Here is a 15,842-nt window from a genome sequence, read left to right on the forward strand (position 1 = left end):
CTGATTAATTTGTATAACTGCTAGCTAGTTTGTGCTCCATCAGAAAATAAACTTTGAATTGAATCAAGGTTTTTACATTGTTAGACAAACAGTTACCATTGGTTGGTTGTAAATCAACCAAACGGTGCTTTATTTTTGTTGGTGAAAACGGCAGAATGAGCATAGATTTGAGCTCTGTCGCCTATTTGAACTAATTTTTGATAAAAGATATAGCAGTTTATCGAGTAGGTGGTAAGGTCTCACCGCATTCCGAATTCTTAAAGTAAAAGGTTACAAATATGTCTGATGTACCAGAGTCTGTTGCAAACGTTGCCGCTGTCGCTCAGCCTGTTGCTGAATCTTCAGGTTCTATCTGGGGTTATGTTGCAGCAGGTAGTGTAGCGTTATTGGTGCTAGCGGGTATCTTCGCTTACCGTAAAATAAATCAACCAGCATTTGTTATTAATCAGGTTCGTAAGAAAAACCTTAAAGAAATGAAAAAGCAGGGTACTGAAAACTCTGAATTTATGGTTGATATGGATCGCTTACTTGATTCTATTTTACGCTATACAACTGAAAATAAAAAGAAAGGCTCTGATGTAGTGACATTGCTGAAGCCATTGAATGATAAAGAGCGTATCAAAACACCACGTGATATGTATCAATCAATGATCTTCATTGCTAATGACATTAATGATGCAGCACTAGCGAAAGATTTGAAAAACAAATCAAAGCAAGTGAAATCAAGTTCAGCATTGATGGCTGGTCTATTAAAGCGTGCAGGCATTAACTAATTTATTTTTAAGAAATACCACTATTTTAAAGGGCTGATTAATTCAGCCTTTTTTTATGGCTGCTCGTTATAATTATGCCGATTGTGGTTGCAGTTTCTTTTCAAAATCACGACGCACAATATCTAACGCTGATAATACCGTATGTGGATCAATCGCGTTATCTTCTAATAGGCAAATAAGATCAACGGCTAGTTTAATTTCAGCAGGGGCATTCTCTAAAGGTGATGCAGGAGCGTTACTCATTAATCAATCTCTGGTTTAATATTATTTAAGTGTAGTGTGTTGAGACTATGGTGATTAGCCTTTTCTTTCACGGCGGTTAATTTCATCTTCAAGCTTGATTAATGCGGCTTGGCAACGACTGATCCGTCCTTCTAATGCTAGAATTTCTTTTTGTAATTGTTGTTGCTCAAATTGAGAACTGCAACGATTAACTAATGACTCTTTATCGCGAAGCATCGATTTTAAACGGCGCTCCCAATCACGATGTTGATTCAAATCTTGATATATTTGATTGATTGAACGTTGCTTACGTATTGCCTGTTTTGGCTCATTTTTACGAATGTGTTGGGTGGCAAATTCACGCTGTACAGCATGGATTTGAGCAACTAACTTTTCACAGACATGTTGCGTTCGTTCCGGTAATAACTTTCCCGTTTGTTGCTCTTTTTGAAGTATTGCTAATTCTTGAGCGATTTCTGCTACGCAAGGCACTAACAATTTACTGCGATAACGAAATAATTGTTGATCAAATAATGGTCGCGATGCTTCACCACGAATACGATCTGTTGCTGCTGCTTGATGTTGTAATTGTTCAACCAGCGTTTGAAGTCGAGAAAGATCTATCATTGCAATACCTATCAATAACGATGGTTAGAACCACGCTTGCCAAGCTAATTTAGCCGCAAGAATAAAGACCACGCTAATAAAGACTGGACGAATAAATTTAGCACCAAAGTGAATAGCTGAGTGTGCACCGAGGTAAGCCCCAATCATTAAGCACATTCCCATCGTTAAACCTAATGCGATATTAACGTGACCTAAAATAATAAAAGTCACTAATGAGGTTATGTTACTGGTGAAATTCATCGCTTTTGCCAGACCACAAGCCCGCAGCATATCTAAGCGATATAATACCAAGCTCGACACTGTCCAAAATGCGCCAGTGCCTGGACCTGCGATTCCATCATAAAATCCTAAACTGGCACCTTGCAGCCATTGTTTACACTTAAGCTGGCGATTAACGGTTGGCAGTTTGGTTTGATCAGGATTTGGGTGCGGATGCCACAAACTATAAATTGCGACCGCAAAAATAATTAAAGGCAGCGCTTTTTCTAGCCAAGCGCCACTAATCAGATTAACGATAACCGTACCGGCAATAGCCCCAATAAATGTCGCCACAAAAGATGCACGCCAAAATTGAGGGCTAAACAGCTGCTTTTTATAATAAGCCCATGCCGCTGTTGATGACGCAAATGTTGCTGCTAATTTATTAGTGCCAAGCGCAATATGAGGTGGCAACCCAAGAGAAAGCAGGGCGGGAACAGTTAGCATGCCCCCACCGCCTGCCACTGCATCTATAAAACCTGCAGCTAATGCAACAATACCAAGAATCAACAGCGTACTTGGTTCAATCATATCAATCATTTAAATGCTTTTTATTATGGTTAAGATGATATTAGTTGTACTCAATTACGCGTTTAAATGGAGGCAAAGAATCCAGTAATGCTTTTCCATAGCGACGATTGATAATACGACGATCTAAAATAACCACTCTACCAGAATCGAGCTCTTTTCGCAGCAATCGACCTACGGATTGGATCAGTTTTTTGCTGGCTTCTGGAACAGATATTTGTAAGAAAGGATTACCTCCGCGGCTTTCTATATATTCTGCATGTGCTTCTTCAACCGGTGAGGTTGGCACCGCAAAAGGAATTTTGGTAATAATTAAATTAGTTAATAAATCACCCGGTAAATCAAGACCTTCAGAAAAGCTTCCAGTGCCAAATAAAATGCTTGGCTGGCCGTTTTTACAATTTTCTTTATGTTTTTTTAGAGTTTCATTTCGTGATTCTTCCCCTTGAACCAGTAATTGCCATTTGTTTTTCTTTGCTAGTGGGCGCAGTGCATCGGCAACTTTGTTCATCTGCCAATAAGAGGAAAACAACACTAAGCTTGCGGTTTCACCTTCAAGGTATTCGGGTAATACATCGATCAATAAATCGGTAAATTGTTCTGCTTGAGGCTCAAGTTTTAATGCAGGAATCACTAAGCGCGCATTGTTTTGATAATCAAATGGTGACGCTAATGCCAGAAAACGGGTGCCGTCAGTTTCTGTGTCTGATATGCCTGCTTGACGACAAAAGAAACTAAATTTGTTCAAAGCGCGCAAGGTTGCCGAGACTAAAATAGCACCTGCCGCACGACTCCATAATAATTGATCAAGTCGATAACCGACTTCTAATGGTGACACCTCAATGATGTAGTCATTTTCACGATCAGGACTTTTTTCTATCCAGCGCGCAAGTGGTGCCCCTTTTTTATGGTTTGGCTGTGCCATTAATGACCAAACTTTTTCTAAATTTTCAAGACGTTGCAAGTAGAAACCAATTTCAGTAAGTGCTTGCTCACCTAAACGCGGAATAATGATGTTTTCTTTGGTGCGCTCAGCGATAAGATCTTGAATTTTACCCAGTGACTGTAGCGCTTTTTTACTGGCTTCTTTACAGCCTTTGGCTTCTTCTTCAAGCCATTGAGGCAGTTCGCCATGTTCAAAGCGATAGACGCCATCTTTGTTAAATGTGCTGGCATCAATATTATTGGCAATTTGATTTAAGGTTGGTACTAAATGTTGAATGTTGTCTTGAATCGCGTTTTGAAAACGATTTGATTTTTGATAATCGGCTAATTCTGCAAATTTAGACACAATTTGATTAAGCTTTTCAAGCCAAGCAGCAGCGCCTTTTAAACTTGAAGCCGCAGATGAAAAGTCACGCGCAACTTGAGGTAAATGATGAGCTTCATCAATCACATAAATGGTTTGTTCAGGCTCAGGCAGAATGACGCCGCCACCTAATTCAATATCTGCCATCAGTAGTGCATGGTTAGCAACAATTACATCTGCTTTATCGAGATGTTCACGTGCTTTAGCAAATGGACAGCTACGGTGCTTGGGCATTCCCGCATGGCAACTGTGTTTATCTGCCATGATTTGCTGCCATATTTTATCTGGAATCGTGGTTGGCCAACTATCGCGATCACCATCCCATTTATTTTGTTCGGTCGCTTTGAGCATGCGCTTGAGTAAATCGAGATCAGATTTTTTCGGCTTTTCTTCCCACATCCCCAGTTGTAAGTCTTTATCGGTTGAACAACTGGCTTCTAATTTATGGTTACAACAATAGCGTTGGCGGCCTTTAGCAAGAATAAAACTAAACTCGCGCGGAAAAATTTGATTAAACAGCGGTAAATCTTTGCTGATCAGCTGCTCTTGAAGTGCCACTGTTGCCGTTGAAATCAATAATTTCTTATTGTTGAACAAAGCAAAAGGGATTCCACCAATTAAATAGGCCAGAGATTTACCGATACCCGTTCCAGCTTCTGCCACCAGAATACGATTTTTTTTGTGGTATTCCCCCGCTAGTGTTTTAGCAATTTCTGCCACTAAATAGTTTTGTGCGCGGCGTGGAATAAAATTATCAAGTTGATGACCGAGGTTGGTGTAGCACTGTTTAATGTCGCTTTTGATGGTGTTATGCAGCATGACTGAAACTTCATAAATATCGGGAAATACATTATAGCATGAAGCGCTAAATGTGAGCGGTAACAAAATTTACGCTATTTATGTTTTAAAGTGAGGGGTTGCTCACGATTTTTTACTTCTGTTACATTGAGTTTATATTCGTTTGGTCTATGCCAATTTAAAATCTATAACATAATTAAACAATCAGTTTTTTATGCTGCTTTTAGGTAAATAACTAGTTTATTAGTAGTGTTATTAACAGTTATTTACAGCTATTAAATAATTGTTAATTGCATTTTTTTACTTATTTTAATGTGATTAATATCTAGTTGTTTATTTGTAACTCATTGTTTTTGTGATGTGTTTTATATTTTTTTATGTTTAATTTAGATTATTTGACAAAAATATTGAACTTCTGTCAGGATGTGAGCCATAAATTACTTCCCCTTATATTTTAGTGTTTTGTTTTTTAATCAATACACATAGCAGGGGAATATAGGGACAGGGAACCTCAGGATTGAGGTTTACAACAATAAGAAAGGCAGTGGACATATCATGAAAAAAACTCTATTAGCGCTAGCAGTTCTTACTGCAGCTGGTTCTGCAAATGCTGGCATCAACCTTTACGACGCAAATGGCGTTAAAGTTGATCTTTCTGGCGCAGTTGAAGTGCAACTATATGATGGCTATGAAAAGAATGCAGATTCAACAATTCGTTTAGACGATGGTGATCTAGCACTTAACGCAACTGTTGCTGTGTCTGAGAACCTAAATGTTGTTTCTGGTACTGCGTTTAAGTATGAAAGCAAAGAAGTTAAGAATTATGAGCTATGGGCTGGTTTTTCTGGTGACTTCGGTACACTAACTTTTGGTCGTCAATTACTAGTTTCAGATGATTCAGGTATTGGTAAAGACTACGAAATGGGCCTAGAGCAAATTAGCTTTGTTCAGACTGAAGGTGACCGTGTTGCTAAGTACGTTTACGATAACGGTACTTTCTACACTGCTATTTCTCATGATATGGACACTAACCACAGCACTACAATCACTGATGGCCGTGTTGGTTTCCGTACTGGCGGTCTAGACGTTCGTGTATACGGTTATGACGGTAAGCGTATCGGTCTTCAAGGTTTAGTTGAGACTGGTGAAACCGCTGATGGTACGCCTATTATTATTCCTGGCAAAGCTGGTGATGACATTCGTGGTTACAACTTAGAAGCTGAATACGCTATGGGTGCTGTAAACCTAGCGGCTTCTTTTGGTCAGATGAAATACAAAGCCTCTGACACTAAGAAAGTTCAAAAAGATCTAGATCTATACGAAGTTAACGGCTCTTACACGCTAGACAAAACAACATTTGCTCTAGGTTACGTACATGCGAATGGCCACCATGCTGGCAAAGGTAAAGTTCAGCACGATAACGTATATGCTAACGTAACACAGCAATTACACAGCAATGTTAAAGTATACGCTGAAGTTGGTTATTCTGATAACGACAAAGTATTTGCTGACGTTGAAGAATTCGGTTACGTAGCTGGCCTAGAAGTTAAATTCTAATCAAGTGTTAACGTAATCATTAATGAAGCCGCCTTCTTGGGCGGCTTTTTGCTAACTTTTATTTTTTACTGAGTGAATATTGCTATCACGCATTAGTTAAATAGCGCTAGTGATAGCAATGAGCAGCCGATAAAAAAACATATTAAGGATTAATAATGAACAACACATTATGGCTATTAGTGGCACTGTTTTCAGCAACAACCCAAGCGGCAACGTTATCAGTCGCGGATAAAATTGAGTTATTAGTCGTCGATGGTAAAGAAGTTAAAGCGCAAGGCTGGAACACTGTCGATAGCGTAGAATTATCAGCAGGTAAACACCAAGTGGTAGTGCGTTTTGACGGTGATGTTAAGCGCGGTTCAAAATCGACTATTTTTACCACTCGTCCGTATTTATTTGAGATTGATTTAGCCCAAAAAAATGCTGAAATCACGCTGCCACGTTTAAGCACTGAATCACAAGCGAAAGCCTTTTTTGAACGGGGTGCTAAGTGGCAATTAGCGGTTGAAGGCGGTGCGCTACAACCTCTCGACGGTGTTGAATTACAAGGTGAAGGTTTAGCGGCTTACAGTGATGTTGAAGCACTTGTTGCTGCTTATAATAGTGACAATGGCATTGTGATTGAACAAGGTAACGCAGTAGATTTACAACAAGTTGCGGTTAATGTTGATAATAAAACTGGCAAGGTAGAAATTACGGGTGATGCATTAACGCAATTAAAAATGTGGTACACCAAGGCATCAAATAACGATAAAAAAGCCTTTAAAATCTGGATGGCGGAAAAAGATTTTAATTAAACAACTCAGTTAATGGGTTGCAGATTAGCAATGTGGTTATTTTGTAATAAAAAAGTAAAAGGCAACCGAGGTTGCCTTTTGTTTGTTTGGTGGCTAAGTATAGCCTTTAGCGATAATTAATCGTGGTGATAACGGCTATGCTCTCGACAAGCTTTGCATCGAGGTTGAGCGGGATCTTGTTCAAGATCGCTATACTCAATTTCTTCTTCGCAATCGGCGCATAAGCCATACATACCTAACTTAAATGAGCATACCGCAGCATCTACTTTTTCTAATCGTATCGCCATATCAAAAAGGTTAGGTATAAAAGACGATTTAGCCATTACGATCAGATCATTAAGATCAGTGTTATTATCTGCAATCGCACTGTTATTTAAATGATTGATTAACATTTCATTTTTTAACTGTTCAGCTAAAGACAAATATTCTGTCTCTAGCGGATACTGAAAATTTTTATAATTCATATCGGTCATAGCCATAGTGGTGATATTCAATAATAAAGTCAGGGCAATAATTTCATTACCGCTGCTTTGATTGAGTGTTGTTATACTGCGGCTAAATAAAAATCTAATGCAGTACCTCTAAGTGTTATTAGTCTAATCGAGATTCAGTATGCTGTTGTGATTTGAATCAATTCTTTAAGCGAATTTAATAAATATTGGTTAATTTTTGCTGTGGTATAGCCAACATCAATGAATAATGATAAATGTTAACAATTGCTAGTGGTTGATGTTACAAAGTGCGAGTTTCGCAATAGAAAAGGTATATAAGTTGTTAAATTTGCGAGTTGAGGTAGTAAGGCTTGAATAAAGACATTGCGGTGAAAAGCAGAATGATACGCTATGTTTTAGTCATCTTGGGTTGGCTTGCTGTCGCTTTGGGTGTATTAGGGATCTTCTTACCTTTATTACCAACAACGCCTTTTTTGTTGTTGGCGAGTGCTTGCTTTATGCGAGGATCACCGAAATTAAATCAGTGGTTACATCAACATCCTCAGCTTGGACCGATTTTAGTTAATTGGCACCAACATGGCGCAGTAACATCTGTTGTAAAGCGCCGTGGCAGGGTAATGATAGTACTCAGCTTTAGCTTTTCAATCGTGATGGTGCCATTGTGGTGGCATAAAGTAATGTTGCTGCTGGGAATGATGGTTTTATTATACTGTTTTAATCGCTTACCAGTGGTTGAACTTCAAGCTGATGTTACGTCAGTTGCCGAAGCTGACGAAAACCCATAAAATGCGTACTTATCACATAAAAATACAGCTGTTGTGAACGGCTTTATTTTTATGCTTTCGTCTGCAATCAGCAGGCTTTAACTTGAGATTACTCTGTTTGCAGTAAGAGTAAGTACGGAAAGAATGATGAACCAAGAAACATTAGATCTAATTACTAACAGCATTAAATCAATTCAAGATTATCCTAAGCCAGGTATTCTTTTTCGTGATGTCACTAGCCTAATGGAAGTGCCAGAAGCGTATCGTGCCACGATCGCTATTTTGGCTGAAAAATATCAAGATCAAGGTATTACGAAGATCATTGGTACAGAAGCGCGTGGTTTCTTGTTTGGTGCGCCATTAGCATTAGCGTTAGGGGTTGCATTTGTACCTGTACGTAAACCGGGTAAATTGCCACGTGAAGTAATTGCTGAGAGTTATGAACTTGAATACGGTAAAGATACCCTAGAAATTCATAAAGATGCGATTGTTGCTGGTGATAAAGTGTTGTTAGTTGATGATTTACTGGCGACGGGTGGCACTATTGAAGCAACGACTAATCTAGTGCGTCGTTTAGGCGGTGATGTTGCTGATGCTGCATTTGTTATCAACCTACCTGATATTGGTGGCGAAGCACGTCTAAAAGGTTTGGGACTTAACGTTTACTCTATTTGTGATTTCCCAGGACATTAAGATGTCTTTAACAACTATGCTGATTATATTCTGTAATAAGGTCATAGTTGGTTAATCATTGGGCGCTTACTCTAGCGCCCTCTCGCTCATAAATGGGCACTATGCTAGCATTAATGTTGAATCTAATGTTTTACCTATCTCGTTACTATTTCGTTTATTTTCTTTGTTTTATAATGATCACTAGCAGTTGTTATCATTATAGCTATGATGGCGAGAATAAAAGAAAGAGTGGCGAATTTCGTTGCACCAGATGCAGTCCAGATTGATTAAGGTTATTTATAAATGAGTTATCAGGTTCTGGCCCGAAAATGGCGTCCTTATCAGTTTGCAGATGTGGTTGGACAATCACATGTGTTAACAGCATTAGGTAATGCTTTAGAACAAAATCGGCTTCACCATGCTTATCTTTTTAGTGGTACTCGTGGCGTCGGTAAAACGACGATCGCACGTATTTTTGCGAAAGGGCTAAATTGTGAGCAAGGCATTACGGCGACACCTTGCGGTAAATGTACAACCTGTCGTGAAATCGATGAAGGGCGTTTTGTTGATCTGTTAGAGATTGATGCTGCATCACGCACTAAAGTTGAAGATACCCGTGAATTATTAGACAACGTGCAATATAAACCCGCACGTGGGCGCTTTAAAGTTTATCTTATTGATGAAGTTCACATGCTCTCGCGTCACAGTTTTAATGCGTTATTAAAGACACTTGAAGAACCGCCTGAATATGTGAAATTTATTCTGGCAACCACCGATCCTCAAAAACTGCCAGTAACGATTTTATCTCGTTGTTTACAGTTTCATTTAAAGCATCTAGACCATCAACAAATTCACGCGCAATTAGAGAAAGTATTAACTGAAGAAAAAGTTGAATATGAAGCGCGTGCATTAGCATTATTAGCCCGTGCTGCTGAAGGCAGTATGCGTGATGCATTAAGTTTAACCGATCAAGCGATAGCATTAGGCAATGGCCATGTTAGCGCTGAAACGGTTGCGACCATGCTGGGTACGCTAGATACTGATCAAGCACTGTGCTTGTTAGAGGCTGTTGCTAGCGCTAATGCCAATACCGCGATGGCAAGTTTGCAGCAGCTTGCAGCTATTGGCATTGAATGGGACAGTTTATTGCGTGAATTGTCAGCCCAATTACATCGAGTGGCAATGTTTCAAGCTTTGCCTGCAAGTCTTGACGAAAGCTTGCCCGATGCCGAGCGCGTGAATTTACTTAGCCAACTGATGACACCACAAGATGTACAATTGTGTTATCAGATTTGTTTACAAGGTCGTCAAGATTTGTCGTTTGCACCAGATGGCCGTACTGGCTTAGAAATGGTGTTATTACGCATGCTTGCTTTCCGTCCAGTGAGCGGTGGTAGTATTACACCACAGCCAATTGTCGTGCCAAGTACTCAGCCAGCAGCGGTTAATACTGCTGTAAGTGGTGTGTCGCGGGTGCAAGCATTAAAAGCACAAATGCAACCACCAGTAACCGATAATGTCACCTCAACAGTGATGCCACCATCGCAGCCGCCGTTATCAGCGCCAGTACCACCGATGCCACAGCAGCAATCGGTACCGACAGCGCCAGTAGTAGCACCGCAACAATCACAGCAGCAATTTGTTCCTGCAGCGTCAACACCATCACAGCCGCAACCTGCTGCAGCTCGACCATCGGCGGCATCTGGATTATTAGCTGCGCGTAATCAGTTACGTAGCCAAACTAAACGTGGTCAAGAAGAACAACCGGCAGCAGTATTGCCAAAAAAGGCTCTAACGGCGCCAGCTAAAAAAGTCGCAACTTCAGTGATGGATCGCATAGCCAATAAGCAAACGGCAATGCCATCATTGAATACTCATGCGATGCCGGCGTCGACTGTTACTAATGTGGCAGAGAATGATGAATATCGCTGGAAGCCAATGGCAAAACCTGAGGCTGAAACAGTGGTTAAGCCTGAGTTAACGCCACGAGTATTAAAGCGCGCTTTAGAGCATGAAAAAACCCCTGAGATGGCGAAATTACTTGTCAATGAAGCAGCAAATCAGGATAGTTGGTCACAGTTAGTCACTCAGCTTGATGTGCCTAAGTTAATTCAGCAATTAGCACTAAACTCTGCTTTTGAGCGTACTGATGATCACATCACATTATATCTGCGTTCAGCTCAGAAACATTTACAAGCAGAGCGAGCGACGGCGCAATTAAATAGTGCTTTAAATGATGTGTTACAAACATCTGTACAATTATCAATTGTGTTGGGCGAACAAGGTCAAACACCATTGGAATTACGTGAACACTTGTATCAACAAAAATTGTTACAAGCACGAGACAGTTTAGCGAACGATCCTAATGTGAATTTCATTTGTCAGCGGTTTGCTGCACAACTGGATGAAGAAAGTATTAGACCAGTTTAAAGATTTTTAACCAGACCAGATAGAGAGAGAAGAGTTATGTTTGGTAAAGGCGGTATGGGTAACATGATGAAGCAAGCGCAGCAAATGCAAGAGCGCATGCAAAAGATGCAAGAAGAAGTTGCAAACATGGAAGTAACTGGTGAATCTGGTGCGGGCCTTGTCAAAGTAACTATCACTGGTAGCCATAGCGTACGTCGCGTAGAAATTGACGAAAGCCTAATGGAAGATGACAAAGATATGCTTGAAGATTTGATTGCTGCGGCATTCAATGATGCAGCACGTCGTATCGAAGAAACACAAAAAGAGAAAATGGCGGGTGTTACCGGCGGTATGAACTTACCTGCTGGCTTTAAGCTGCCTTTCTAATCAATGCGAACCAGTCACTTACTGGAGCATTTGATGGAAGCCTTACGTTGTCTGCCTGGGGTCGGTCCTAAGTCGGCACAGCGTATGGCTTTTAATTTGCTACAACGAAATCGTCAGGGCGGCTTGCAGCTGGCTGATGCGCTAAATCAAGCCATGACTGAGATTGGTCATTGCCGTGATTGTCGTACGTTTACCGAAGATGATGTTTGCGCGATTTGCGACAATCCTCGTCGAAAAGAAAACGGCATTATTTGTGTGGTTGAAAGCCCCGCAGATATTGTAGCAGTCGAAGCAACAGGACAATTTTCAGGGCGTTACTTTGTATTAATGGGCCATTTATCACCACTTGATGGTATTGGTCCAGCAGATATTGGCCTTGATACACTAGAGTTTCGATTGCAAAAAGAAGCCATTAGTGAATTGATCCTAGCCACAAACCCTACCGTAGAGGGTGAAGCAACAGCCCATTATATTGCGGAACTTTGCCATGAATATGGTGTACCAGCGAGCAGAATTGCTCATGGTGTCCCTGTTGGTGGTGAGCTAGAGTTAGTTGATGGCACTACGTTGTCGCATTCCCTTGCTGGACGACAGCGATTATAACCATGGTTATTATTGCTAGAAAAAAACCGCGTTCTTTGGACGCGGTTTTTTATTGGCTGTTATTTAATAAGATATTATTAATAATGTCTTATTTGTTAAAATTTATTTGGTTGAGAATAATACTTTTGAGCCATGTGTGAGGCTGGTAAGCAGCAATGTATGCTCATTTATGACATCAATTCGGCGGCTTTCTTGTGCATTCATTCTAAAGATATCTTTGATGATATTGAGTTGCTTACTATCAAAATCATGGTTTGAACCTGAGGTGATATCTTTAAATTCCAACGGTTCAGTCAGTAAATAACCGCCGCTGACATCCCAACGTCCCGACTCTGAAATATGAATCGTTAATGGTCGCGGTTCATCGCTATGAAGCTCAAGTATGGTGATCCGTGAGTAGGTATGATTGGGTAAAAATACCATATTACTGCTTTGTTTTACCTTACGAAGCGCTTGCAGAGAATCTTGCGGTAACGATTCTATCTGACTGATGGTGGTACTTTGCCACTCTCGCGACATCAACAATTGCTGTTGTTTATAGTCTGTTGAAAAGTAGACCCATGAGCAAATCACCATCGAACTAATTAAAATCAGTAATGGCCAATATTGGCGTAATAAACGCGTTATTGGGTTGGAGGCGGTTAGCGACATAAGCTCGAGTTATCCTTATCACTTGTGAGTAAACGCACTGTAACGTTTTCTGCTGGCACCTTACTGTTATGCAAGTAATTTAAATACAGTTGGTTGTTTTGACCACCAGTAACGATAATTTCAAATGGCTTTTGATTGGGACTTTTATGGTATTGAAGATAATTACTGACACAGGTTTTTATCATGCTATGCCATTGTGATATATCTGGATTGTTATTTGGGGTGTAAAGCATGACCCCGTCAACATCAAATAAAGGAGTAAACGCCGCAGATTTGGGTGGCATACTGATGTTAACAATAATAGGTAATATAAAAGCAATGATCAGCGCCAGCCAACCTTTCCAAGAAATAAAGGTTGATTTGGATGCTGTTTGCTCTTGTTGGTAATATTCTGTTGTTGAAAGGTTAAGGTATGCCTCTTTACGTGGTGAAGAGAGCACGGGCTCAAACTCGGGTGGCATCGAAATAACTGCAGGCTCATCGATATCAACCGTTGTGTCTTGTGGTGACTTTTGACAGATGTAGTTTTCCACGCTGGCAATCATTTGATAGCCACGTTTAGGGACGGTTTTAACAAATTCTGGTGATTTAGTTGAGTCTTTTAATGCTTTACGCAAGGTTGAAATTGCTTGCGTAAGGCTAGAATCATCGACTTCAAAACCTTGTTCACGCCATACATAATCATGAATACGTTGGCGAGTAATAATGAGGCTAGGATCTTCAATGAGCAGACTTAACGCTCGACTTTCATTACTTCCAAGTCGAGTTAATTCATTATTATCACATTTATCTATTAAGCTGTTGTCATTAGGATCGAAAATAAAACGATTTCCAATCAAATACTTAGTTGCATTTGTTGTCATTGGTTTAGCCTTGCCAAGGGTTTTATATAAACAATATTATTATGCGTTTGCTCTGAATGTTGTCTGAATATAAAAATATAAAACCACTACTCAAAAAATATAAAAATAAAAAACATGTTATTTTAGGTTGAAATCATACAGTTTGACCATATTTATCTTTATATACTACTCATAATTTTTTTTGGAGTCGAAATGAGCGAGCAAACAGTTGATAATAAAAAGGAAACACGCGGTTTCCAATCAGAAGTAAAACAACTACTGCATCTAATGATTCATTCACTTTACTCTAATAAAGAGATTTTTTTACGTGAATTGATTTCTAACGCATCGGATGCTGCAGATAAATTACGCTTTAAAGCATTATCAAAAACCGATTTATACGGCAATGATGCTGATTTATGTGTAAAGCTATCAATTAACAAGGAAGCGGGCACTTTAACCATTAGTGATAATGGTATTGGTATGACACGTGAACAAGCGATTGAGCATTTAGGCACCATCGCGAAATCAGGCACCAAAGAATTTTTTGCACAGTTAAATGAAGATGAAACTAAAGACTCGCAACTGATTGGTCAATTTGGTGTTGGCTTCTATTCAGCATTTATTGTCGCTGACAGTGTAACGGTGAATACACGTAGTGCTGATGTTGCTGCTGATGAAGGTGTGTGCTGGACCTCTGCAGGTGAAGGTGATTACAGCATCGAGACTATCACTAAAGCAACGCGTGGCACTGAGATTATTTTGCACCTACGTGCTGATGAGCAAGAGTTCTTAGACGAACATCGCTTACGTGAAATTGTGGGTAAATATTCTGATCACATTGGTATTCCGGTTTTCATTCAAGCTGAAGAAAAAAATGAAGAAGGCGAGGTGACGGGGACTAAATGGGATCAAATTAACAAAGCGCAAGCACTATGGACTCGCAATAAATCTGACATTAGTGATGAAGAGTATAAAGAATTTTATACTCACGTTGCCCATGATTACGCTGAGCCACTAACATGGAGCCATAACCGTGTTGAAGGTAAGCAAGATTACACTAGCTTGTTATACATTCCATCAAAAGCACCGTGGGATTTAAATAATCGCGATGGTCAACATGGACTTAAATTGTATGTTCAGCGTGTATTCGTTATGGATGACGCACAGCAGTTTATGCCAACTTACCTACGCTTTGTTCGTGGCTTAATCGACTCAAATGATTTGCCGCTAAACGTATCGCGTGAAATTCTACAAGATAACAAAATCACTCAAGCACTACGTAAAGCATGTACTAAACGTGTACTACAAATGCTTGAGCGCATGGCTAAAAATGAGCCTGAGCAATACCAGTCATTCTGGAAAGAGTTTGGCCAAGTATTAAAAGAAGGTCTCGCGGAAGACTTTAGCAATCGTGAAAAAATTGCGTCACTGCTACGCTTCTCATCAACAGACAATGATTCACTAGAGCAAACTGTTTCTTTAGCTGATTATGTTAGCCGTATGCAAGAAGGCCAAGATAAGATTTACTACCTGACTGCCGATAACTTTAATGCAGCGAAACATAGCCCGCACCTTGAGCAATTCCGTGCTAAAGGCTTAGAAGTTATTTTGATGTACGATCGTATTGATGAATACCTAATGGGTCACTTACCTGAATTTGATGGTAAGAAGTTCCAAGCAATCACTAAAGCGGATCTTGATCTGTCTTCATTTGATAATGCAGAAGAAAAAGAAAAGCAGAAAGAAACGGAAAAAGAATTCACTTCAGTAACAGAGCGCACTAAAGCTTACCTTGGTGAGCGCGTTAAAGAAGTACGTCCAACGTTTAAACTGCATGATACACCAGCTGTAATGGTGACAGACGAAAACGAAATGGGTACCCAAATGGCGAAATTGCTTGCAGCTGCAGGCCATGAAGCGCCAGAGGTGCAGTACATCTTTGAGTTAAACCCAGAGCATAGCCTAGTGAAGCAAATGGCTGATGAAGCCGATGAAGAAATCTTTGGCCGTTGGGTTGAGCTTCTATTTGGTGAAGCAATGCTGGCTGAACGCGGCACTATGGATGATCCTTCACAGTTCTTAGCAGCAGTAAACAAGTTGTTGGTTAAATAACCAATTAACCCATCAAAGTCACAGACTATTCTGATAAATCATTCAATCGCGGCTTGGTCATAGTGCCAAGCTTGCGAC

General features: G+C 40.1%; 16 protein-coding genes. 9 read left to right on the forward strand and 7 right to left on the reverse strand.

The genetic code is table 11. From position 1 onward, the window contains the following. Window positions 1–278: 278 nt before the first annotated feature. Window positions 279–773 carry a hypothetical protein gene (locus G6R09_RS06900; RefSeq protein ID WP_060997014.1) on the forward strand — a complete coding sequence of 165 codons (495 nt, stop codon included), beginning with the start codon at window positions 279–281 and terminating at the stop codon, window positions 771–773. Window positions 774–845: 72 nt separating this feature from the next. Here G6R09_RS06900 and rsmS read toward each other — a convergent pair whose 3' ends face one another. From rsmS to dinG, 4 genes are read right to left on the reverse strand one after another with little or no spacing between them, the layout of a single operon-like run. After that, window positions 846–1,016, reverse strand: coding sequence for a pleiotropic regulatory protein RsmS (gene rsmS, locus G6R09_RS06905; protein ID WP_082955610.1), 171 nt, complete (start codon window positions 1,014–1,016; stop codon window positions 846–848). 54 nt (window positions 1,017–1,070) lie between these two features. Beyond that, window positions 1,071–1,622, reverse strand: coding sequence for a primosomal replication protein PriC (gene priC / locus G6R09_RS06910; RefSeq protein WP_065166400.1), 552 nt, complete (start codon window positions 1,620–1,622; stop codon window positions 1,071–1,073). Window positions 1,623–1,646: 24 nt separating this feature from the next. After that, window positions 1,647–2,420 (reverse strand): TSUP family transporter, encoded by a 774-nt coding sequence (locus tag G6R09_RS06915; protein WP_065166399.1) that lies wholly within the window; start codon window positions 2,418–2,420, stop codon window positions 1,647–1,649. Window positions 2,421–2,451: 31 nt separating this feature from the next. After that, the gene (dinG, locus tag G6R09_RS06920) at window positions 2,452–4,536 is read right to left on the reverse strand and encodes an ATP-dependent DNA helicase DinG (RefSeq protein WP_163921385.1); all 2,085 of its coding nucleotides are present in this window, start codon (window positions 4,534–4,536) and stop codon (window positions 2,452–2,454) included. 534 nt (window positions 4,537–5,070) lie between these two features. On the opposite strand from dinG, the gene G6R09_RS06925 reads away from it, so the two are divergent. Beyond that, window positions 5,071–6,072, forward strand: coding sequence for a porin (locus tag G6R09_RS06925; protein WP_163921387.1), 1,002 nt, complete (start codon window positions 5,071–5,073; stop codon window positions 6,070–6,072). A 155-nt stretch (window positions 6,073–6,227) separates the two neighbouring features. Then, window positions 6,228–6,869 carry a DUF2057 domain-containing protein gene (locus tag G6R09_RS06930; protein ID WP_065166396.1) on the forward strand — a complete coding sequence of 214 codons (642 nt, stop codon included), beginning with the start codon at window positions 6,228–6,230 and terminating at the stop codon, window positions 6,867–6,869. Window positions 6,870–6,985: 116 nt separating this feature from the next. Here G6R09_RS06930 and G6R09_RS06935 read toward each other — a convergent pair whose 3' ends face one another. Continuing rightward, window positions 6,986–7,333, reverse strand: a complete 348-nt coding sequence (locus G6R09_RS06935; RefSeq protein ID WP_065166571.1) for a TraR/DksA C4-type zinc finger protein — start codon at window positions 7,331–7,333, stop codon at window positions 6,986–6,988. Window positions 7,334–7,701: 368 nt separating this feature from the next. On the opposite strand from G6R09_RS06935, the gene G6R09_RS06940 reads away from it, so the two are divergent. The 5 genes from G6R09_RS06940 (at window position 7,702) to recR (ending at window position 12,156) form a co-directional block, all read left to right on the forward strand. After that, on the forward strand, window positions 7,702–8,106 hold the full coding sequence (locus tag G6R09_RS06940) for a YbaN family protein (RefSeq protein ID WP_065166395.1): 405 nt from the start codon (window positions 7,702–7,704) through the stop codon (window positions 8,104–8,106). Between the two features lie 126 nt (window positions 8,107–8,232). Further along, window positions 8,233–8,778, forward strand: a complete 546-nt coding sequence (gene apt, locus G6R09_RS06945; RefSeq protein ID WP_065166394.1) for an adenine phosphoribosyltransferase — start codon at window positions 8,233–8,235, stop codon at window positions 8,776–8,778. A 282-nt stretch (window positions 8,779–9,060) separates the two neighbouring features. Then, window positions 9,061–11,187 (forward strand): DNA polymerase III subunit gamma/tau, encoded by a 2,127-nt coding sequence (gene dnaX / locus G6R09_RS06950; RefSeq protein ID WP_163921390.1) that lies wholly within the window; start codon window positions 9,061–9,063, stop codon window positions 11,185–11,187. A gap of 36 nt (window positions 11,188–11,223) precedes the next feature. Next, window positions 11,224–11,553, forward strand: coding sequence for a YbaB/EbfC family nucleoid-associated protein (locus tag G6R09_RS06955; protein WP_045041700.1), 330 nt, complete (start codon window positions 11,224–11,226; stop codon window positions 11,551–11,553). Window positions 11,554–11,556: 3 nt separating this feature from the next. Continuing rightward, window positions 11,557–12,156, forward strand: a complete 600-nt coding sequence (recR, locus tag G6R09_RS06960; protein ID WP_060997006.1) for a recombination mediator RecR — start codon at window positions 11,557–11,559, stop codon at window positions 12,154–12,156. A 102-nt stretch (window positions 12,157–12,258) separates the two neighbouring features. Here the strand turns inward: recR and G6R09_RS06965 are convergent, their stop codons facing one another. Then, on the reverse strand, window positions 12,259–12,807 hold the full coding sequence (locus G6R09_RS06965; RefSeq protein ID WP_065166392.1) for a regulatory protein ToxS: 549 nt from the start codon (window positions 12,805–12,807) through the stop codon (window positions 12,259–12,261). Further along, window positions 12,798–13,670, reverse strand: coding sequence for a transcriptional regulator (locus tag G6R09_RS06970; RefSeq protein ID WP_065166391.1), 873 nt, complete (start codon window positions 13,668–13,670; stop codon window positions 12,798–12,800). Before G6R09_RS06970 ends, G6R09_RS06965 begins: the two co-directional genes overlap by 10 nt. A 192-nt stretch (window positions 13,671–13,862) precedes the next feature. Here G6R09_RS06970 and htpG point away from each other — a divergent pair, with 192 nt between their 5' ends. Continuing rightward, window positions 13,863–15,764, forward strand: a complete 1,902-nt coding sequence (htpG, locus tag G6R09_RS06975) for a molecular chaperone HtpG (protein ID WP_163921393.1) — start codon at window positions 13,863–13,865, stop codon at window positions 15,762–15,764. Window positions 15,765–15,842: the final 78 nt, after the last annotated feature.

The organism is Photobacterium sp. Alg240-V54, from assembly GCF_900537155.1.
In the GTDB taxonomy this organism is placed as follows: domain Bacteria; phylum Pseudomonadota; class Gammaproteobacteria; order Enterobacterales; family Vibrionaceae; genus Photobacterium.

Bases quoted from the DNA above. Each gene is read 5' to 3' on its own strand.
- G6R09_RS06900 (WP_060997014.1), top strand. From the start codon at position 279: ATGTCTGATGTACCAGAGTCTGTTGCAAACGTTGCCGCTGTCGCTCAG.
- rsmS (WP_082955610.1), bottom strand. From the start codon at position 1,016: ATGAGTAACGCTCCTGCATCACCTTTAGAGAATGCCCCTGCTGAAATT.
- priC (WP_065166400.1), bottom strand. From the start codon at position 1,622: ATGATAGATCTTTCTCGACTTCAAACGCTGGTTGAACAATTACAACAT.
- G6R09_RS06915 (WP_065166399.1), bottom strand. From the start codon at position 2,420: ATGATTGATATGATTGAACCAAGTACGCTGTTGATTCTTGGTATTGTT.
- dinG (WP_163921385.1), bottom strand. From the start codon at position 4,536: ATGCTGCATAACACCATCAAAAGCGACATTAAACAGTGCTACACCAAC.
- G6R09_RS06925 (WP_163921387.1), top strand. From the start codon at position 5,071: ATGAAAAAAACTCTATTAGCGCTAGCAGTTCTTACTGCAGCTGGTTCT.
- G6R09_RS06930 (WP_065166396.1), top strand. From the start codon at position 6,228: ATGAACAACACATTATGGCTATTAGTGGCACTGTTTTCAGCAACAACC.
- G6R09_RS06935 (WP_065166571.1), bottom strand. From the start codon at position 7,333: ATGAATTATAAAAATTTTCAGTATCCGCTAGAGACAGAATATTTGTCT.
- G6R09_RS06940 (WP_065166395.1), top strand. From the start codon at position 7,702: ATGATACGCTATGTTTTAGTCATCTTGGGTTGGCTTGCTGTCGCTTTG.
- apt (WP_065166394.1), top strand. From the start codon at position 8,233: ATGAACCAAGAAACATTAGATCTAATTACTAACAGCATTAAATCAATT.
- dnaX (WP_163921390.1), top strand. From the start codon at position 9,061: ATGAGTTATCAGGTTCTGGCCCGAAAATGGCGTCCTTATCAGTTTGCA.
- G6R09_RS06955 (WP_045041700.1), top strand. From the start codon at position 11,224: ATGTTTGGTAAAGGCGGTATGGGTAACATGATGAAGCAAGCGCAGCAA.
- recR (WP_060997006.1), top strand. From the start codon at position 11,557: ATGCGAACCAGTCACTTACTGGAGCATTTGATGGAAGCCTTACGTTGT.
- G6R09_RS06965 (WP_065166392.1), bottom strand. From the start codon at position 12,807: ATGTCGCTAACCGCCTCCAACCCAATAACGCGTTTATTACGCCAATAT.
- G6R09_RS06970 (WP_065166391.1), bottom strand. From the start codon at position 13,670: ATGACAACAAATGCAACTAAGTATTTGATTGGAAATCGTTTTATTTTC.
- htpG (WP_163921393.1), top strand. From the start codon at position 13,863: ATGAGCGAGCAAACAGTTGATAATAAAAAGGAAACACGCGGTTTCCAA.